Annotated in this window: 19 protein-coding genes and 1 riboswitch; of the genes, 13 read left to right on the forward strand and 6 right to left on the reverse strand. The window is 37.6% G+C overall.

All coding sequences use genetic code 11. From position 1 onward, the window contains the following. Positions 1-124: 124 nt before the first annotated feature. From NSQ89_RS01205 to NSQ89_RS01215, 3 genes are all read left to right on the forward strand, one after another. Positions 125-1,168: an ArsR/SmtB family transcription factor gene (locus NSQ89_RS01205; protein ID WP_341132113.1), complete on the forward strand. Its 1,044-nt coding sequence runs from the start codon at positions 125-127 to the stop codon at positions 1,166-1,168. 74 nt (positions 1,169-1,242) lie between these two features. Then, positions 1,243-1,407, forward strand: a complete 165-nt coding sequence (locus NSQ89_RS01210; protein ID WP_341132114.1) for a hypothetical protein — start codon at positions 1,243-1,245, stop codon at positions 1,405-1,407. Between the two features lie 283 nt (positions 1,408-1,690). After that, positions 1,691-2,911 (forward strand): MFS transporter, encoded by a 1,221-nt coding sequence (locus NSQ89_RS01215; protein WP_341132115.1) that lies wholly within the window; start codon positions 1,691-1,693, stop codon positions 2,909-2,911. 53 nt (positions 2,912-2,964) lie between these two features. Here NSQ89_RS01215 and fabF read toward each other — a convergent pair whose 3' ends face one another. After that, positions 2,965-4,197, reverse strand: coding sequence for a beta-ketoacyl-ACP synthase II (gene fabF, locus NSQ89_RS01220; RefSeq protein ID WP_047941658.1), 1,233 nt, complete (start codon positions 4,195-4,197; stop codon positions 2,965-2,967). Between the two features lie 106 nt (positions 4,198-4,303). Between fabF and NSQ89_RS01225 the strand changes: the two genes are divergently transcribed. After that, positions 4,304-5,137 (forward strand): helix-turn-helix transcriptional regulator, encoded by an 834-nt coding sequence (locus tag NSQ89_RS01225; RefSeq protein WP_047941657.1) that lies wholly within the window; start codon positions 4,304-4,306, stop codon positions 5,135-5,137. Between the two features lie 42 nt (positions 5,138-5,179). On the opposite strand, the gene NSQ89_RS01230 is transcribed toward NSQ89_RS01225, so the two are convergent. Beyond that, the gene (locus NSQ89_RS01230) at positions 5,180-6,040 is read right to left on the reverse strand and encodes an SDR family oxidoreductase (protein WP_095320585.1); all 861 of its coding nucleotides are present in this window, start codon (positions 6,038-6,040) and stop codon (positions 5,180-5,182) included. A 172-nt stretch (positions 6,041-6,212) separates the two neighbouring features. Here NSQ89_RS01230 and NSQ89_RS01235 point away from each other — a divergent pair, with 172 nt between their 5' ends. Then, positions 6,213-6,560: a winged helix-turn-helix transcriptional regulator gene (locus NSQ89_RS01235; protein ID WP_047941655.1), complete on the forward strand. Its 348-nt coding sequence runs from the start codon at positions 6,213-6,215 to the stop codon at positions 6,558-6,560. A 31-nt stretch (positions 6,561-6,591) separates the two neighbouring features. On the opposite strand, the gene NSQ89_RS01240 is transcribed toward NSQ89_RS01235, so the two are convergent. Beyond that, on the reverse strand, positions 6,592-7,320 hold the full coding sequence (locus tag NSQ89_RS01240; RefSeq protein ID WP_047941654.1) for an amino acid ABC transporter ATP-binding protein: 729 nt from the start codon (positions 7,318-7,320) through the stop codon (positions 6,592-6,594). Beyond that, positions 7,307-8,701: an amino acid ABC transporter substrate-binding protein/permease gene (locus NSQ89_RS01245; RefSeq protein WP_082138302.1), complete on the reverse strand. Its 1,395-nt coding sequence runs from the start codon at positions 8,699-8,701 to the stop codon at positions 7,307-7,309. Before NSQ89_RS01245 ends, NSQ89_RS01240 begins: the two co-directional genes overlap by 14 nt. Before the next feature lie 536 nt (positions 8,702-9,237). Here NSQ89_RS01245 and abc-f point away from each other — a divergent pair. Further along, complete coding sequence (gene abc-f / locus NSQ89_RS01250; protein ID WP_095259191.1) at positions 9,238-10,869, forward strand: ribosomal protection-like ABC-F family protein; 1,632 nt, start codon at positions 9,238-9,240, stop codon at positions 10,867-10,869. Positions 10,870-10,884: 15 nt separating this feature from the next. Here abc-f and NSQ89_RS01255 read toward each other — a convergent pair whose 3' ends face one another. Then, positions 10,885-11,082, reverse strand: coding sequence for a hypothetical protein (locus tag NSQ89_RS01255; RefSeq protein ID WP_341132116.1), 198 nt, complete (start codon positions 11,080-11,082; stop codon positions 10,885-10,887). Positions 11,083-11,271: 189 nt separating this feature from the next. Here NSQ89_RS01255 and NSQ89_RS01260 point away from each other — a divergent pair, with 189 nt between their 5' ends. From NSQ89_RS01260 to NSQ89_RS01270, 3 genes are all read left to right on the forward strand, one after another. Continuing rightward, positions 11,272-12,237, forward strand: coding sequence for a S66 family peptidase (locus tag NSQ89_RS01260; RefSeq protein ID WP_095259192.1), 966 nt, complete (start codon positions 11,272-11,274; stop codon positions 12,235-12,237). A gap of 22 nt (positions 12,238-12,259) precedes the next feature. Next, entirely contained in the window at positions 12,260-13,321 is a 1,062-nt protein-coding gene (locus NSQ89_RS01265; RefSeq protein WP_341132117.1) for a UvrB/UvrC motif-containing protein, read from the forward strand. 65 nt (positions 13,322-13,386) lie between these two features. Continuing rightward, positions 13,387-14,211 carry a GNAT family N-acetyltransferase gene (locus tag NSQ89_RS01270; protein WP_047941648.1) on the forward strand — a complete coding sequence of 275 codons (825 nt, stop codon included), beginning with the start codon at positions 13,387-13,389 and terminating at the stop codon, positions 14,209-14,211. Between the two features lie 48 nt (positions 14,212-14,259). Here NSQ89_RS01270 and NSQ89_RS01275 read toward each other — a convergent pair whose 3' ends face one another. Continuing rightward, positions 14,260-14,796: a CueP family metal-binding protein gene (locus NSQ89_RS01275; RefSeq protein ID WP_095259194.1), complete on the reverse strand. Its 537-nt coding sequence runs from the start codon at positions 14,794-14,796 to the stop codon at positions 14,260-14,262. A 254-nt stretch (positions 14,797-15,050) separates the two neighbouring features. Next, positions 15,051-15,136, forward strand: a riboswitch (cyclic di-GMP riboswitch). Between the two features lie 108 nt (positions 15,137-15,244). On the opposite strand from NSQ89_RS01275, the gene NSQ89_RS01280 reads away from it, so the two are divergent. The 4 genes from NSQ89_RS01280 to NSQ89_RS01295 all read left to right on the forward strand — a co-directional run bounded on the left by NSQ89_RS01280 (position 15,245) and on the right by NSQ89_RS01295 (position 19,965). Further along, complete coding sequence (locus NSQ89_RS01280) at positions 15,245-16,216, forward strand: sensor domain-containing diguanylate cyclase (RefSeq protein ID WP_341132118.1); 972 nt, start codon at positions 15,245-15,247, stop codon at positions 16,214-16,216. Positions 16,217-16,364: 148 nt separating this feature from the next. Next, on the forward strand, positions 16,365-17,840 hold the full coding sequence (locus tag NSQ89_RS01285; protein ID WP_341132119.1) for a protein adenylyltransferase SelO: 1,476 nt from the start codon (positions 16,365-16,367) through the stop codon (positions 17,838-17,840). 248 nt (positions 17,841-18,088) lie between these two features. After that, positions 18,089-19,117 carry a TFIIB-type zinc ribbon-containing protein gene (locus tag NSQ89_RS01290; RefSeq protein WP_141231687.1) on the forward strand — a complete coding sequence of 343 codons (1,029 nt, stop codon included), beginning with the start codon at positions 18,089-18,091 and terminating at the stop codon, positions 19,115-19,117. Next, positions 19,114-19,965 carry a TPM domain-containing protein gene (locus NSQ89_RS01295; protein ID WP_341132120.1) on the forward strand — a complete coding sequence of 284 codons (852 nt, stop codon included), beginning with the start codon at positions 19,114-19,116 and terminating at the stop codon, positions 19,963-19,965. Before NSQ89_RS01290 ends, NSQ89_RS01295 begins: the two co-directional genes overlap by 4 nt. Positions 19,966-19,989 lie beyond the last annotated feature (24 nt).

The raw sequence follows: 19,989 nt of genomic DNA on the forward strand, positions 1-19,989 counted from the left end.
TCATTTATCGAAAACTCGACCTTAACCAATAGGTCGAGTTTTTTTGAATGAGATATTCTAAAAATATTGAATGTATAATTCGAATGATTTAGAATAAAAGAAAATAGATGGAGGTGTTTTGCTAATGAAAGTATTTAGTACAACAGGTCGGAAACAAGAAACATATCAAGTTGAAATGAATTATTCTTTATTATGGGAATGTGCATTGGGGATCGCTGCGATTACCAATGAACGTTTACTAGATTCATTAGATCAGCCGATGAGTTATTGGAAAAATGTCCGAACAAACCTTTCTCAGAATTTACAAGCGCAACTAGACTACGTAGAAGCGAATAATACATGGAAAGCATTACTGCAATTACTTCATCAACAGGATTTTGCGAGTCCGGACGTATTTACTGAATATATAAATAAACTAACGGAGAGAGAATTAATCTATCAATGTATTCCGTTTATAAGTGAAAGCCATCAACCTATCAGAGAGCAAGCAGCCGCTAGAAGCAGAGAAGCGATAGAACAGTTAAAAGAAGCTACAAAAGATAACCCTTTTTTCCCAACCTATATTTCTTTTATCTGCCAAGTTGATTCTCAGCAATTAAAGCAGCATCTCATCACCGTGATGAGTGGATGGTATGAAGCAGTTATAGAACCAGATAGAGAAAAACTCACATCCATTTTACAAACAGATGTCTCTATAAAGGAAAAAATGAGACAGAAAATGAATCCAGAAGAATTTGTAGAATGGGCTACAGGAGGAATACGATATACACCCGAGCCGAGTGTTCATAAAGTATTACTCATTCCTCAATACATCTATCGTCCGTGGAATATTACAGCAGATATAGAAGGAACAAAAGTCTATTACTACCCGGTTTCCAATGAAAGTATTACGCCGAGCGATAAATATATGCCGAGTAACTTTCTAGTTTTAAAGCACAAGGCATTGGGCGATGAAGTTCGACTAAGAATGGTAAAACTATTATTTGAACAAAGTCGAACGCTCCAAGACATAACAGAAAAATTAGAAATGGGAAAATCCACGATTCACCATCATTTAAAAATATTGAGATCAGCACAGCTAGTAGGAATAGAAGATGGAAAATATGTATTAAAAAGGAGTGCAATTACCTCATTAGCAAAAGAATTAGAGCAATACATTCAACAATAAACGATTTAAAGGAGATTAAAGAGTGAAAGGAGGGATATCTAATCTAGAGTAGGGAGAGGAGTTAGCTAAAGGAGGTGGTATATCAGCCAAAGGGAGGAGGGAATCAGCCAAACTGGGAAAATATCAGCCAAAGCGGGGAGGAAATTAGCCAAACTAGGAAAATATCAGCCAAAGCGGGGAGAGAATCAGCCAAACTGGGAAAATATCAGCCAAAGGGAGGGGGGAATCAGCCAAACTAGGAAAATATCAGCCAAAGCGGGAAGGAAATCAGCCAAACTAGAGAAATATCAGCCAAAGGGAGGGGGAAATCAGCCAAACTGGGAAAATATCAGCCAAAGGGAGGAGGAAATCAGCCAAACTGGGAAAATATCAGCCAAAGGGAGGGGGAAATCAGCCAAACTGGGAAAATATCAGCCAAAGGGAGGAGGAAATCAGCCAAACTGGAGAAATATCAGCCAAAGCATCCAAGATGAGAAGCCAAATCACCAATCAACCGACCAAACCAAAGAAAGTGGTGTTCATTTGAATATTTTTCGCAATAAATCATTCACGTTTATGTGGATTGGAAATGGGATATCGGAGTTAGCGGGAGCCTTTGGGACCTTTTGCAACTCGTTATTAATCTATGAAATTACTGGTTCATCTTGGGCGTTAGGCAGTATGTGGCTATTATATTTTCTGCCTTCTCTCATCCTTCAGCTTTTTATTGGGCCATACCTTGATCTTTGGAGTAGAAAATGGATGATGATTTTTGCTCTCTGGAGTAGAGGCATGATATTTCTTTTTCCTCTCATTGGGTTTGTAACAGACACATTAGTACCGTGGCATGTTTATATTGTTCAAGTCATCATTGGATTAATAACTCCGATTTATTCTCCTGTTAATCAAGCCATACTGCCTAATCTTGTTTCGAAAGAGCAATTAAGTAGTGCTAATGCCTATGTAGAAGGGATGGCCAGATTAATGACGTTCGCAGCGCCAGTTGTGGCAGGGATTGTCATTGAATATATCGGAATTGGCAGTACTTTATTGTTTATTTGTACGGCGCTGATGCTTAGTGGATGTCTTTTGCTGGGTATTATGGAAGTAAGAGAAGCGAAAGTGGAAAGAAAAACATGGGCAGTGGAATTTATGGAGGGGGTTCGCTACTTTTTTCAACAAAAAACGATTGTGTGGTTAGGGATTTTTTTAGCATTTGTTCAATTTGGGGTAGGGGTCACAATGGTGATTAATATTCCCTATATTAAAACAGTGCTAAATGGAAATAATGCCATGTACGGTTATTTTATGGCGGGTTTTCCTTTAGGATATATGTTTGGAACCTTACTTGTTGGCAAAATCAAAATCCAATCACGGAGACGCTTGATGCTAGGGGCACTATTAATAGGAGGAGTGACATACATTAATTTAGGAATAACAAGTTCGCTCATTTCAGCCATCGTAACGGAAATCGTTGCTGGCATCACCATGGCATTTTTCAGCATACATAATATTACGATTTGTCAGCAAACCGTTCCCAATCATTTAATGGGCAAAATTATTTCGGTCCGATCCTTTATCATTCGAGCGCTGATGCCGCTAGGCGTAATAGCAGGCGGAGCATTAAGTGAATTATGGGGGATCCGGCCTTTATACGTTTTAATTGGAGCAATAATTACTACTGTATCTTTAGTGGGACTATTGATTCCTTACTTTGCCTTTTTGGATAAAGAAAGCACCGATAAAAACAAGCTGGCTGCTTAATCTATTAAGAAAGACTAGGAAATGGATTCATTCCTTTTTCCTAGTCTTTTCTATTAATATTTCTTTAACAAAATTGCTGAGTTATGACCGCCAAAGCCAAAGGAATTAGAGAGACCAATGGATATTCCGGCTTTTCTTGCTCCTTCTGGAACATAGTCTAAATCACAGTCTGGGTCTGGAGTTTCCAAATTAGTAGTTGGCGGGATAATCCCTTCTCTCAAGCTCTGTACTAAAGCAATTGCTTCCGCTCCACCAGCAGCACCAAGCATATGACCAAGCATGGACTTATTAGCTGTCACAGGGATTTTATAGGCGTCTTCTTCAAATAATTTCTTAATTGCTAATGTTTCCGAGAGATCGCCGACAGGTGTACTAGTTGCATGTGCGCTAATCACATCTACATCAGAAGGAGAAATATTTGCTTTAGTTAATGCCCGCTTCATAGCAAGATATGCTCCTCTTCCATCTGGATGGGTAGCCACCATATGATAGGCATCTGAGCTTGCGCCATATCCAATGATTTCAGCTAAAATGGGAGCATTACGCTTTATAGCATGTTCCAAGTCTTCCACTACTAAAATAGCTGCCCCTTCACTCATCACGAATCCATCTCGATTTTTATCAAAAGGTCTACTTGCTGAAGCCGGTTCGTTATTTTTTGTCGATAATGCTCTGGCATTCCCGAAGCTTGCTAAGGAAAGATTCGTAATAGCAGCTTCCGATCCGCCTGCAAACATCACATCTGCATCACCATTTCGAATGGTATGAAAGGCTTCCCCAATCGATGTATTTCCAATGGAACAAGCTGTTACCGGAGAGAGGGAAGGACCTTGAGCTCCGAATCTAATACTAATTTGCGCTGCAGCTGCATTGGAAATCATCATCGGTACTAAGTTAGGACTGACTCGATTAGGACCTCTTTGATTTAATGTATTTACATTATCGATAAGGGTGGTCAAACCGCCGATTCCTGATCCTACATAAACACCCATTCGCTCTTTATCTATTAAATCTAAGTCTAATTGTGAATTTGTTAAGGCTTCTTCTGCTGCAGCTAAAGCAAACTGGCTAAATCGGTCCAGTTTTTTTGCTTCCTTTGCTCCCCATCTTTCATCTGGATGAAAGTCAGTTACTACTCCAGCTATTCTTGTTTTGGAATTAGATACATCTAAATGGTCGATAGAACGGATTCCTGATTCCCCTTTTAAGAGGTTCTGCCAATATTCATCCACGTTATTTCCTAACGGTGAAATAATTCCCATTCCAGTGACAACAACTCTTTTCACGATTTTTCCCCCATTCCTTTTTTCTTTATTGTATCCTTTTCTTATCCTATTACAAGTTGTAGTTTATACTAGTATAAATAGTACTAGCTTAAAAAGGAGAATGGATATGAATAGAGATATAAGGCTAGAAGCCCTCTCGGAATTTTTGAAAACAAAGCGATCTAAGATACAGCCGCAAATGGTTGGACTCCCAGCTGGAACGAGAAGAAGAACAGCAGGACTCCGCCGTGAGGAAGTGGCACAATTAGCGGGAGTAAGCACTACCTGGTATACCTGGCTAGAGCAAGGTAGAGATATTAAAGTGTCTATCTCTGTTCTCGATGCAGTAGCAGATGCGCTGCAATTAAATTCTGATGAACGAAAATATGTATACGGTTTAGCGTTTGAGGAGGGAAATTCTTTTTTTCCTAAAGAGGCAGAAGAAGAGATGATGACTCCAGCTTTAGAAAGAATTTTAAAGGAACTTCGCTACTGTCCAACTATTATAACGGATCGCCGTTCTTTTATCGTTGGGTGGAATGAAGCCGCCAAGCAAGTATTCCTAGACTTTGAAAAAATCCCATCGGAAAAGAGAAATCTCATTGAATTGCTTTTTTCCAGAAAAGAACTAAGAGCATTAGCTGTCAATTGGGAGGACTTTGTAAAAGGATTCATTTCCATCTTTCGAACATATTTAGGACAATATATGGCAGATGAGTGGTATCAAGAATTTATCGAAGACATGAAAAAGAACTATCCAGACTTTAATAGAATGTGGAATGAAAGTGAAGTAAGTTCTGCTCCTGAGGTGTTAATTGAATTTCGCCACTCGAAGGCGGGGAAAATGATTTATAATTTAACCTCCTTACAAGTCCATGGCGCGAATGATTTAAGATGCAGCATTTATACGCCTGTTGATGGAACAGGGACAGAGGAGAAGATTCAGCATTTGATGAAATGAAAGAGGGGACACAGTCGTTTATTGTGTCCCCTTCTCTATTTATTAAGAATTAGAAATAAGCTTTCTAACTCCATCCACTACAGGTGTTTCCGAACGGCCAAGTAGTTTTTCAAAATCATTGCTTTCAATATCTAATGTACCTTCGCGAATATCCTTTTGAATTGCTGCAAGCATAGGAACAACAAAATCAGGTATGCCAGCTTGTGTCATTATTTCTGCATATTTACTGTCATCTACATGTTGGACAGGTACTTCTTTTCCAATCACTTGGCTAACAGCGGCAGCGATTTCTTCTTGTGATAAAGGTTTGCCAGAAAGTTCATAAATCGTATTTTCGTGTCCTTCACCGGCTAGCACTTCTGCTGCAGCTTCTGCATAGTCCTGCTGTAAAGCCCAGCCGACCTTTCCGCTGCCAGCAGAGGTAACCCACGGTGCTCCAGCTTGAACTCCTTGAATAGTAGAAAGCTCATTTTCTAGGTACCAGTTATTACGTAAGAAGGAATAAGGGATACCTGTTTTTTGAATAGCGATCTCTGTTGCTTTATGAACTTCAGCAAGGAAGTTAGTGCTTTCCTGTGCATTCGCAATACTTGTATATGCGATAAAGGAAACACCAGCGTTTTTAGCAGCATCGACAGCATTATTGTGTTGGCGAATTCTAGTTTCTGTATCTCCATCTGCTGAAATAATTAATAGGCGATCGATTCCTTTAAAGGCAGCTGCCAAAGTTTCTGGCTGATCGAAATCTCCATGGCGAACATCTACGCCTTTTGCGCGTAAATCCTCTGCTTTTTCTGGATTGCGTACACTGACAGCAAGCTGATCAGCAGGTACTTTTGCTAATAAAACATTTACGATTTTAGATCCAAGTTTACCAGTGGCACCTGTTACTAATAGTTTCATTTGAAATTCCCTCCAATTAATGTTTTTCTTTCATTATACCCCAACGACTTTAACAAGATGTGTTGTTGGATATCCAATATAGGTATATAGTATATTCATAGTAAAAAAAATGAAAGTAGTTATTTTTTTATAACATAGTCACATAAATAGTACCATGGGAAGGAGAGAGAAAATGGCACGGTTTTTTGTTCAAAATGAATCTGTCTCAATCGATGAGGAGGGTTTTTGTCCTGTAACTTATACACAAAATTTAACGGCGGGAAGATGGAAAATTATTATCTTATGGCATTTAAGTCAGGGGACAAAACGGTTTAATGAATTGCAAAGACTATTGCCTGGCATATCAAAAGGGATTTTAACAAGGCAGTTAAGAGAATTAGAAGCAGATCAAATGGTGCACAGAGAAGTTTATAAAGAAGTGCCTCCCAAAGTGGAATATTCCTTAACAGAAAAGGGAGTTAGCTTTATTCCTATTCTTGATTTAATGGGAGAGTGGGGGAAAAAGCATTTTAAGGAATAAAAATGGGGACAAATAATTGTCCCCATTAGCTTTACAATACTTTATTCAAGAAATCTTTTGTACGCTCATTTTGTGGGTTTCCAAAAATCTCTTGTGGTGTACCCTCTTCCACGATATAGCCATTATCCATGAAGATTACGCGGTCTGCTACTTCTCTAGCGAAGCCCATCTCATGTGTAACAATTACCATCGTCATTCCTTCTTGAGCTAATTGCTTAATAACGTTTAATACTTCTCCGACCATTTCAGGATCAAGTGCACTTGTTGGCTCATCGAACAGCATAATATCAGGGTTCATCGCAAGGGCACGGGCAATGGCAACCCTTTGCTTTTGACCGCCAGATAATTTAGAAGGATTTTCATTAGCTTTATCCTTTAAGCCGACACGGTCTAATAGTTGTAAGGCTTTTTCTTTCGCTTGCTGTGGTGTTGCTTTTTTCAAATCAACTGGAGCAAGAGTGATATTTTCCAGAACCGTTAGATGCGGGAAAAGATTGAAATGCTGAAACACCATTCCGATATTTTCTCTGATTTTGTTAATATCATTTTTCTTATCTGTTAATTTAAAGTCATTTACAACAACTTCGCCACTTGTAACTTCTTCTAACATATTTAAGCAGCGAAGAAGGGTACTTTTTCCGGAGCCAGAAGGACCAATTAAACAAACAACTTCGCCCTCTGTTACCTGTAAATCAATTGATTTTAAAACTTCAAGATTACCATATGATTTTTTCAGATTCGTCACTTTAAGCTTGGCCATTTTTAATCCTTCTTTCTAATCGATTTGATACTTTTGTTAGAATCATAATAACGATAAAGTACATAATACCGACGATCAGCCACATTTGGAATGATTCTAAGTTTCTTGCAATAATAATTTTTCCGCTTTGTGTCAATTCGTTAATACCGATAATGGAAAGAATAGACGTATCTTTTAGTGTAATAACAAATTGGTTAATAAATGCTGGAATCATTAATTGGATAGCCTGTGGAAGCACTACCTTTCTCATTGCTTTTCCATAAGGAAGTCCTAGACTGCGAGCAGCCTCCATCTGTCCTTTATCAACCGATTGAATGCCTCCGCGAACAATTTCAGCCATGTAAGCACCAGCATTTAAACTTAATGTAATAAGACCGGCAGCAACAGCTGTAATTCGGAAGTCAAGAGCTGCTGGAATTCCGAAGTAAATAAAGAATGCTTGAACGATTAATGGTGTTCCTCGGAAAATATCGATGTATATACCAGCAATTGTTCGTAAAATTTTACTTTTGGCAATACGTAATAGTCCAAAGATAATTCCTAGTACAGTTGCAATTAATAGAGAAACGACTGTTAAGATAAGTGTCATTTTTAAACCAGATAATAAGCTAGGGAAGCTCTCTTTTAATAAACCAAAAAAGCCACTCTTAGCTTCTTCATCTGATCCAGTTTCTAAGTATTTATCTAATATTTCTTGATATTCTCCAGATGCCTTTAAATTGGCTAATCCAGTGTTAAACATTTCAAGAAGCTCTGTATTTTGTCCTTTAGAAACAGCGAATCCATAAGAGGCTCCTGCTTCTTTATCTGTCACAATTTTAAGGCCATTTCCTTGCTTGATTCCATATGCTAATACTGGATAATCATCAAATACAGCTACGGAATTTCCAGTTCTTACTTCTTCGTACATATTAGCAGAATCATCAAATGTTACGATGGAAAAACCATATTTGTCTTTGATGCTTTCTGCAAAGCTTGCCCCCTCTGTTCCTGTTTTAACAGCAACCTTTTGACCTTTTAAGTCTTTATAGGAGGAGACTTTATCATTATCGCTGTCGACGGCCATAATGATACCAGAATCAAAATAGGGTTCCGAGAAATCGAATTTCATTTGTCGTTCATCTGTAATGCTCATCCCGGCAATAACAGCATCCACTTGTTTTGATTCAAGTGCTTGAACAGCTGCGTTAAATCCAAGTGGCTTCATTTCATATTTGAAACCTTGATCTTTCGCAATAGCAGCCATTAAATCCATATCGATTCCGACGAAGTCCCCATTTACATCCTGAAATTCAAATGGCGCAAATGTAATATCTGTTGCAATCTGATATACTTTCTCCTTTGCTTCTGCTTTTGATATAGGAGAAATAATATTCAGCATAGTTAAGATAACTACGAAGAATAAAACTAATTTAGACATCCTTTTCTTTTCTTTCATTCGTACAACTCCTTTTCGTTTTTCTAAAGTTATAAAGTTCTGGTATAACATGTTAGATTACCTAACAAAACATAATTAAAATAATACTAAACAATTTTGATCTTGTACAGATAGGAATATAAAGAGAAAATTTACCAATTATTTTTAAGAGGGTGGAATACATAATAGCAAGTATGTTATACTAGAGTTACTTATAACGAAAGGGATGATGGGTGAACGATGAAGAACTAATCTTATTTTTCCAAAATTTGAATGAAATACATTTCAAATGGAACAAAAAATAGGATTAGTCTGCCCATTTCCATAAATCGCTTTTTCAAAGCATATCTCTAATGGTATGTGCACAATGATTGGTCGATATGCACGCTTTTTGTATATCGGTTATGTATGTTGTGAATGAGCAAATAATTAGGTACGGCTAATCCTTCCAGAGAAAATTTGGGAGGATTTTTTTCTCCCTTCTGAAAGGGTTTGATAAAATGCAAGAACTTTTAAAGTTAGTTAATATCGGATATGAAGTGCTGGATACTACTATTTTTACAAATATAAATGCAAGTGTACAGCAAGGAGAAGTTATTGGGATTATTGGTAAAAATGGTGCAGGAAAATCTACTTTACTGCAGTTAATAAATAAAGAAATTGTCCCTACAGATGGACATATCAAGTCGGTAAAGGAAGACTTATTGGTAAAAATGGTCGAACAGGAAACCGAAAACTACGACTTACAGAAAGAAACTTTTTTGGAATCGAAGCTATTAGAGAAATGGCAGGTGCCGACAAAGGACTTCCGAGTAATGAGTGGCGGGGAAAAATTAAAAGCACGTCTCGTTAAAGGCTTTGCCCACGATGCTGATTTATTACTATTAGACGAACCAACCAATCACTTAGATGAACAAAGTATGGCACTGCTGCTCGACCAAATAACAGCATATAAAGGAACCATTATAATCGTTTCCCATGACCGCTATTTCTTGGATAAAGTTACAACAAAAATCTGGTCACTTGAAAATAAACAGCTTATCGAATATAAAGGGAATTATACGAGCTATATGGAGGCACGTGAGCAAAAGAGATTATCCCAGCAGCGGGAGTATGATAAACAGCAGAAGAAGATTAAACAAGTGGAAGGACAAATGAAGGAGCTCACCTCTTGGTCTCAGAAAGCGCATGCCCAATCAACCAAACAAGAATTCCCAAAAGAATATTACCGCACAAAGGCCAAACGAATGGATGCTCAAGTCAAATCAAAGCAAAAACGGTTAGAAAAAGAGCTGGAAAAAAATAAAGTGGAACGTTTAGACGAAGAGTATACGGTAGCTTTTTCGATTGAAGCGAATAAAAAGAAGGGGAAACGCTTTTTGGAAATCAAAGATTTATCGAAAGCGTTTGACGCTAAATTGTTGTTTAAAAAGGTGAATGTAACGATTCAGCATGGGGAAAAGGTTGCGATTATGGGACCTAATGGAAGTGGGAAAACAACCTTGTTAAATATTATTTTAGGAAAAGAAAAGGCCGATGGAGAAGTTTGGATTTCACCGACAGCCACTATCGGTTATTTAACACAGGAAGTATTCGATCTTCCTTTAGAGGAAACACCGGAACAGCTGTTTTTCAAAGAAACATTTGAAGAAAGAGGAAAAGTACAAACACTGATGAAACATTTAGGATTTATGGCTTCTCAATGGAAGGAACCAATAAAAAATATGAGCATGGGAGAACGGGTAAAATGCAAATTAATGGCTTATATTTTAGAAGAAAAAGATGTGCTCATACTCGATGAACCAACAAACCATCTGGATTTACCTTCCCGGGAACAATTAGAAAAAACGCTATCCCAGTATAATGGAACGCTTATTATTGTTTCGCATGACCGTTATTTTCTAGAGCAAACAACGACAAGTAAACTAATCATAGGCGATGGAACGATTCAAAGGCAATGGACGGAGTCTCCAAAACGGGATAGAGATAATAAAGAAGAATTACGGCTAAAGCTGGAGACAGAAAGACAAGAAGTATTAGGAAAATTAAGCTTTATGACACCGAAGGATAAGGAATATGCGGAATTAGATAGAAAGTTTCTGGAATTAACAAAGCAAATAAAGGAGCTATAGGGGATTATTCCCCTTTTAATTTGTAAAATAATTAATTATTCCAGCTATTGCTAATGATACTCCCCCAATTAGAAAGGCTATTATGGAAATTTTTGCGTTTAATGTGCGATCTTGTTCGGTTTCTGTAAAATGATGATTTCTGTGCTGCCTGCCATCTGGCCATGCTCCGACCATCGTCACTGATGATTTCTGTGCTGCCTGCCATCTGGCCATGCTCCGACCATCGTCACCGCAATGAAGATCGAAATGATACCGATGATGAAAAAAAACATAAACATAGATCTTCCTCCTTTTTAAATAAGAAGCAATTTTCTTGTGTTAATTATACGTATTGTTTCAACTTAAAGTTACAGAAATATGTGATTATTTATGCTTTAATAAGAAGAAAGAGGAGGAATAGCCATGAGGATACCTGCTAAGCTACAAAAGGGTGATGAAATTAGAGTGATTGCCCCTAGTCGAAGTGCAGCAATTTTATCAGAAGAGGGAATAGAGCAAGCAAAGAAAAGATTAGAGAATCTTGGATTTATTGTGACGTTTGGGAAGCACATTTTTGAATCGGACTTACAATTCTCCTCCACGATTGAGCATCGGGTGGAAGACATTCATGATGCTTTTCGGGATCAAAATGTAAAAGGAATATTAACGGTAATTGGCGGATTTAACAGCAACGAGCTGTTGCCTTATTTAGATTTTGATTTAATAAAAGCTAACCCGAAGATACTTTGTGGGTATAGTGATATTACCGCTTTAGCAGCTGCAATTACAACCAAGGCTGATTTTATTACCTATTCTGGTCCACATTTTTCTAGCTTTCAAATGGAAAAGCTGCAGGAATACCAAACAGAATATTTTCAGAAATGCGTGATGGAAACTAGTGCGTTCATCATAGAACCTTCTGATGTATGGACAGATGATGCATGGTATTTGGATCAAGAAAATCGTCGATATGAACCTGGAGGCTGGAAGGTATACCAAGAGGGGAGTGCAAAAGGGCAATTGTTTGGTGGTAATTTATGTACCTTAAATTTACTGCAGGGAACAGAATATATGCCTAATCTTAAAGACAGCATTCTATTTGTAGAAGATGATGAATTAACTATTCCAGAAACATTCGCAAGAGATTTAACCTCCTTGCTGCAGACAGCAGGAATAATTAAAGCATTAGTAATTGGGAGATTTCAACGAGCTTCAAAAATGACTGAAGAGCAGCTTTTGTTTATTTTAGATAAACATCCTCTTTTGCAGCAAATCCCTGTCCTATATGATGTGGATTTTGGTCATATCCAACCATTCTTTACTTTCCCCATTGGGGGAGAAGTAGAGATTGATACAAAGAACCATGGAATTAAATTGACTACTTTTTAAAGGGTTCAATGGAGGAATCGACTTGGAGCTTAAAGAAAAGATAAAAAATCTACCAGCATCTCCAGGGGTGTATTTGATGAAGGATTCCTCTGGACAAATCATTTACGTTGGCAAATCCAAAACATTAAAAAATAGAGTTTCTTCATATTTTCAGCATTCGAAAAATCGGATTGGTAAAATAGAGAAATTAGTGAAGCATATAAAGGATTTTGACTTTATTGTCACAGATACAGAGTTTGAGGCATTAATGCTGGAATGTAAGTTAATAAAAGAAATCCAGCCCATGTACAATCGGATGATGAAAGCGACAAAGGCATACAACTACATCGTATTCCGATGGCAGAAGGGATCCTACCGTATGGAGATTGTAAATGAATTGGAGAAGGATGATATTCATTATTATTTTGGTCCTTTTACTAGTAAAAGAACAGTAGAAAATGCAATAAAAGGAATCCAATCATTTTATAAAATAGATTGTTCCAAAACGATAAGAAGTAATAGTCCATGTCTCAATTATACAATCGGAAAGTGTATAGGGATTTGCTTCAATCCAATAGCTGAAGAAACGTATCAACAAATTATCCATCGTCTTATCTCTTTATTTAAAAAAAAGGATACTAGAATACTAGAAGAAATGTCCGCCGAAATGAGCGAAGCTTCTAGTAATTTTGATTTTGAAAAAGCAGCGGAAATAAGAGATACCATTGCCAAAATAAAGACGATTCTGCAAACAGAGACAGTAATAAATTTTATGGTTGAAAATCTTTTTCTAGCAGTCGAGCATTTAAATAACGATCGTATAAAGCTATTTCTGATTAAACGAAATCAGATTTTGTACCGGCAAATATATGAAGCAAATCATTTTGATATGCAAGTGGTGAAGAGGCAGATTTGTACATATCTTTCAAGAAAGAATCTGCCTGTCGCTACGTTAGATAAGGCAGAAATAGACGAAGCTTATATTATTTATAACTATTTAAACAGCGGCAATTGTCGGTATGTGGTCGTAGAGGCCGAATGGCAGGGAAATAGAGAATGTGGTAATTTGGAAAACAGTCTCAGGAAAATCATTCCCTTTCATTAATAAGAAATTTTTCAGGAAATACAGATAAAAATGCAGTGACATCCTAAAATAGAGGAGAAATCAATATGCTGTCGAAAGAACAAATTAATGAAATTAGAGAGCTTAAGGATATTTGTGAGAAAAAAGAAGGTTTTGAGTTAAAGCTTAACTTTGATATGCTCGAAAATAGAAATGGAGAAAAGAAAGAGGACTTTTTTTATTATGTAGACGGCAAACTAGTTGGCTTTTTAGGGAGCTACTATTTTGGCAAAAAAGTTGAGTTGTGTGGTATGGTTCATCCACATTTTCGCCGGAACGGGATTTTTACAGCTTTGCTGGAAGAAGGCTTAGAAACAGCAAGACAGAGAGAAGCTACGAGTATATTATTGAATGCTCCTGCTGCATCGCAGAGTGCAAAAGTATTTCTAGATAAGCTACCATGTTCCTATGCCTTTTCGGAACATCAAATGAAATGGCATAAGGAAGATTTAATAGAGGATGCTGCGATTTCTTTAAGACCATATGATTATGATCAGGATAAAGAAATAGAAATAGAGCTTGATGTTTTAGGCTTTGGTATAGCTGAGGAGGATGCTCGCGATTACGTTAACACCATAACGGAGCAGGCTGGTGATAAACGCATGATTATTGAGGTAGATGGAAAAACAGCGGGGAAAATCAGAGTTTCTGAAACCGATGGAGAAGCATGGATTTACGGTTTTGTTGTTATTCCAGAGCTTCGCGGAAAAGGAATTGGCAGAAGGGCGTTATCGAAAGTGGTAAAAATGGAAAAGGAAAAAGGCCTTCCTATCTTTTTAGAAGTAGAAGCAAAAAATGCTCGAGCGCTTAAACTTTATGAGTCTTGTGGATTTCGAAGCTATCATTCACAGGACTATTATGAATATAAATAACTCTTTTGATAGAAGGTATCTAAATGTCCATCTAGATACCTTCTATCCTTATGTCAGAGGAAGAGCAGTAATACACGTATTATCATCTTTAAAAGTAGCGAGATCCGATTTAGCTGTTTTGCCATTATAGGAGATGGTTATTTTTAAATCTTTATTGCGAGGAAGCCATAAATCGATAAACCCGTTTGGCTGAGAAGTTATAAGTTCATCTACATAAACATTCCCCACGTCATCTTCAATATATACTGCGAATTCCTTATTTGCCAATTCCCCGCGGCACCCAGCTAAATTATGGATGGCACAAGGGTGAGTATCTACTAAGTAAGGAGCAACAGAAACAAAAAATTCCTCTTTGGGCAAGCGATAGAGATGCTCTTCGTTGTCGAGAGTATTCACCGTTAATGTATCAGAGGTAATGGAAGCGGCAGCTGCTGACTTCTTCCCAGAACTATAATCTTGAACAAGTTGTTTGACATCGCTATTGTCGATTTTTTCATAGCGGTTATTTTGGGTAATAATTAAAAGAATCGTTACAGCAAATAGTATGGTAATAAATATCGGAATGATAAGTTTAGTTTTTTTCATATTAATCGCATTCTCCCTTTCAAGTTTGACTGCTTATGTATAAAGATAACAAAAAAGAGCAAAAAATCATGAAAGAAAAATGGAGATTTTGTGAATTTTTTTTTAAAATCGATTTCTTTTTCATTTTTCAGAAGTTTGGTAAAAATTGTGATAAAAGTCCTTTCTTTCTCTTGTGTATCTGTCTATTTTCCTATAAAATTTGTAATAGAAACTAGAAAAAGGAAATAGAGTATTTTCATTATTTAAATATAATAAAATGATAAAGGCAAATTCATCGAAAGGTGAAGACGCAAAGCTATAGGGACTAAGATCTTGGAGATTAAGTCAGCCAGTTACCGATTTATCTTGATAAAGAAGGGCTAATCGGTCGAAGATTAGCTTTTTTCTATTATTTGGATAGCTGTAATATGTCGATGATAGTCTCACTAATGGTAAGGTGAGGAGAAAAATGGGGATATTATATTTTTGCTGCGGAGTAATGATAGGTATTTTCTTTTGGAAAAAAAATGATAAGCGTAAATATAATAAGTGGAAAGCGAAAATACAAAAAGAAGATATTATGTTCCGCCTAGTGGAAAGCTCAAAGGACATCGTTTATCGATATGAAGTGAAGCCGCAAATGAGACATTCGTATATTAGTCCTTCTGCTGATGCTGTATTAGGGGATGGCATGGTCAAGGAATTCTATCGAAATCCGTATGCCCCTTTAGACATAATTTACCCCGAGGATTATGACATTATGTACAAAAAACTTCATGGCGCAATTGATTATAGTCAGCCATTGGTTCAACGAATGAGATGTTCAGACGGTTCTTATAAATGGTTTGAGGAATATGCGACACCTATTTATGAGCATGGAGAGCTTGTAGCGATTCATGGAATCATTCGCAATATCGACGAGAAAGTAAGGCTACGCGAGAATTTGGAACATCAGCTGATTCATGATGCATTAACAGAAGTATATAATCGTTTTTACTTTGAACAAAAGATGGAAGAATTCGATACGAAAATAGATGAAGTAATTGCCATTATCCTATGTGATTTAGACGAATTAAAACAAGTTAATGATAAGTATGGTCATAAACAAGGCGATGATTTAATCAAAGCAGCTGGAAAATTATTAAACACTTTTTCTTCTCCTTATATTACGGTCTCAAGAATCGGCGGGGATGAATTTGTCTTATTAATCCTAGGAATGAAACAAGATGAAATAGAAGAGTTATACAAGAGGATGACGATGGGATTAAGTGATAAGGGAAAATGTGTAGAAGAAAATATGGTGAGAATGTCGATTGGCTATGCGTTTGGTCAAAGCTCTCTTGGAAAAATGACAGCCTTATTTACAGAAGCGGATAATCATATGTATCAAAATAAAGTCCAAAAGAAAAAGGAAAATCAACATAAAGTATTGGCAGAATAACTGGTTTTATAGCAGAGGGAAGACAGCTTTCAACTAAAGGAAAGCTGTTTTCTTTATATAGAATTGTTTTTTGCAAAATGTTATTGCATGTTCCCCACGGTGAAAAGGGTATAATAGAAATATCAAAAAGGAATGGAAGGGAGCTAATATGAGTAATAAAGAGACAAAAACAGATGCTGGCTGGAATTTTGATAATAGCTATGCTCGTCTTCCCGAAATATTTTATTCTAAGATGACAGTAAATCCAGTCATTTCCCCAAGCTTAGTGAAACTTAATGAGGATTTAGCTAAGACTCTTGGATTAAATGGGGAGCAATTGCAGCACCCTGAGATAATAGATGTATTAAGCGGGAATGAGGTTCCAGAAGGAGGCTTTCCTCTTGCCCAAGCATATGCGAGCCATCAATTTGGCCACCCGACCATGCTGGGTGATGGAAGGGCGATGTTAATCGGAGAGCAGATCACCCCATCAGGTGAACGATTCGATATTCAATTAAAAGGCTCTGGCCGAACTCCCTATTCGCGCGGTGGCGACGGGAGAGCAGCGCTTAAGCCAATGCTAAGGGAGTATATCATTAGTGAAGCGATGCATGGGCTTGGCATTCCAACTACTAGAAGCTTAGCGGTTGTAGCTACTGGCGAGACGATTGTCCGTGAAATGAATTTGCCAGGAGCTGTCTTAACAAGAGTAGCAGCAAGCCATCTTCGCGTAGGAACTTTTCAATATGCAGCTGCTCTTGAGTCGAAGCAGGATCTTAAAGCACTTGCGGATTATGCTATGGAACGGCATTTCTCAACGATTAAGAAAGATGGGAATCCGTATGTTGAAATGTTTAGAGAAGTAATGAAGCGGCAGGCTGCATTAATTGCAAAATGGCAATTAGTTGGGTTTATTCATGGTGTTATGAACACAGATAATATGACGATTAGTGGCGAGACGATTGACTATGGACCATGTGCGTTTATGGATAGCTTCCATTTAGATACTGTTTTTAGCTCGATTGATGTTCAAGGTCGGTATGCATATGGAAATCAGCCGAAAATAGCAGGGTGGAATCTGGCCAGGTTTGCTGAAAGCCTCCTGCCATTATTCCATGATGATATGGAAAAAGCAGTGGAGCTTGCTCAAGAACAATTAGATCAATTTAATCCTTTTTATCAGCAGCATTGGCTTGATGGAATGAGAGGAAAATTAGGACTAGTGGCAGCGGAAGAAGAAAAAGATGCTGAGCTGATAGAGAAGCTCCTTGGTATCATGCAAAATAATCGGGCGGACTATACAGATACTTTCCGTGCTTTAACACTAGGGGAAGTAGAAAGATTAGAACTAAATAAAAATCAAGCATTTAGCGAATGGCATAAAGCTTGGAAGGAAAGAATTGCAGGGCAAGAAGGGGGAGAAGTAGCTGCTCGTGAACGGATGAAAAAGCATAATCCAGTTGTCATCCCTCGCAATCATCGTGTCGAAGCAGCACTTGATGCTGCAGAAGCCGGAGATTTAAGTGTAATGGAAGAATTATTACAAATGCTTTCTAACCCGTATGCATATACAAAAGCACAAATGGAGTACGGCATAGCTCCAGTGAAGATCAACCCTGCTTATAAAACGTATTGCGGGACATGATGATTTTAATCTAGCAGAAATAACAACCGATAAAAAGTTTCTTGTTTCTTTTAGAACAGGGAACTTTTTTATTATGGTCGACTAAATGTTTACATCTTTGCCATCTATAAAACAAAGCATGAAAATGAAACTTTTTAAACGTTCAATCAGTATATGTATATAACGGAAATTTTTCACGGCAGCAGAGCAGCGAGTGGATAAATAAGGTATGATTAGTATAAGAAGAGATAAAAATTGAGGTGATTTACTTGATCCTTCATTATAAATGCCCAAATTGTGGGGGAGATATGAGCTTTAATGCAGATACAGGCAGTTTATCTTGCCCTAGCTGTGGAAATGAAGAGAATATTGAGAGCTATCCAGAAAATTTAATGACCGCTTCTTTTGAAGAGAATGAGGTGAAGGAATACCATTGTGACAACTGCGGGGCAGTATTACTAACAGAAGCAGACACAACGGCAACAAATTGTAGCTTTTGCGGTGCAGGCGTTGTTATTGCTGACCGATTGGCAGGAGCGCTTGCTCCTAAGAAAGTGATCCCTTTTACAATCAGTAAAGAAGAAGCTATGGCGGCTTTTCAAAAATGGTGTAGAAAGGGACTATTAACTCCAAAGGGATTTATGAATGCAGACAGGATAAAAAGTATTACTGGTATGTATGTACCATTTTGGCTTTATGATTTAAACAGTGATGTTGATGTAACTGCCCTTTGCACAAAGGTCCGGACGTATACAAGCGGTGATTATATCTATACGGAAACGAAGTATTATGAAGCATATCGAAAGATAAATTTAGATTATGCGAAAATTCCAGTTGATGCTTCTGAAAAAATGAAAGATGAATTAATGGATAAATTGGAACCTTTTCCATATGAACAGTTAAAAGATTTTAAAACACCTTATCTAGCTGGCTTTATTTCTGAAAAATATAATTATACGGACGCAGAATTATTACCGCGCGCAAAGGCTAAAGTGAGTGATTACATTGATTCCTTTGTACATTCCACTTTTGCTGGGTATCACACGATAAATTACCGGGATAGAAATATTGATACAAAAGCGGTCCGGAGTGATTATGTCTTGCTTCCTGTATGGATGGTCAGTTACGATTACGAAAGCCAAGAGCATATTTTTGCGATGAATGGACAGACAGGAAAAGTAGTCGGAAAACCGCCGATTAGTAAAGGCAAGGTAGCGTTATGGTTTAGCGGAATTGCTGGCGGCACATTCCTTGCACTAAAAGGTATCTCCGTCTTAATGGGTGGTGGCTTCTTTTGAGAAAAATTTTAAGGAAGTATAGTAGTTTACTATTTATTGCCTTGGCAATATTTACTCTGTTCTCAAGCAATGCAGTAAGTGCGGCTTCAGAAAATCAAACGCAATATATCTTTGATGATGCCCAGCTTTTAACAGATTCAGAAAAAACAGAACTGGAAAGCTTAGCAGAGGAATTAGGCGAAGAAGCCGAAACCGCCTTATTGATTCTTACGCTAGATGGTACAGATGGAAAAGATATCGAACAATATGTAGACGATTATTATGATGAAGAAGCACCAGGCTATGACCAGCCTCATGGTAATACAGCTATCTTAGCCATTGATATGGAGCAAAGGGATATTTATTTAGCAGGTTTTAAAAAAGCGGAAGATGCATTGGATAATGAAACACTAGATAATATCCGCGAAGAAATAACACCTGCTTTATCAGACGGCGATTACTTAGAGGCATTCTCCACTTTTATGCATGAATCAGCTTATTATTTAGTGGATGATCCGGCTAATTTAGAAAATGATTATGATTATAGCGACATAGATGAGGCTAGAAATGAATATAGAGAGGAAAATAATGCAAGTGGAATGCCAGCATTTTTCTTCCATTGGGGCTTTCAGCTGATTGCCTCGCTCGTGGTTGCGGGGATTATCGTGAGTATAATGGTTTTCCAATCAGGGGGGAAAGTAACCGTGGATGGCAATACGTATATGGATAATTCGAAGATTATAAATAGACAGGATCGCTTTATTCGAAAAACAGTAACAAAACAAAGAAAGCCACAAAACAACTCAGGTGGCGGTGGAGGGATTACTGGCGGTGGTCACTCCCATAGTGGAAGCAGAGGAAAATTCTAAACAAGTATTTTACTTAGTGAAAGG

Origin of the sequence: Niallia sp. FSL R7-0648, from assembly GCF_038007005.1 — a bacterium.
In the GTDB taxonomy this organism is placed as follows: domain Bacteria; phylum Bacillota; class Bacilli; order Bacillales; family Cytobacillaceae; genus Niallia; species Niallia circulans.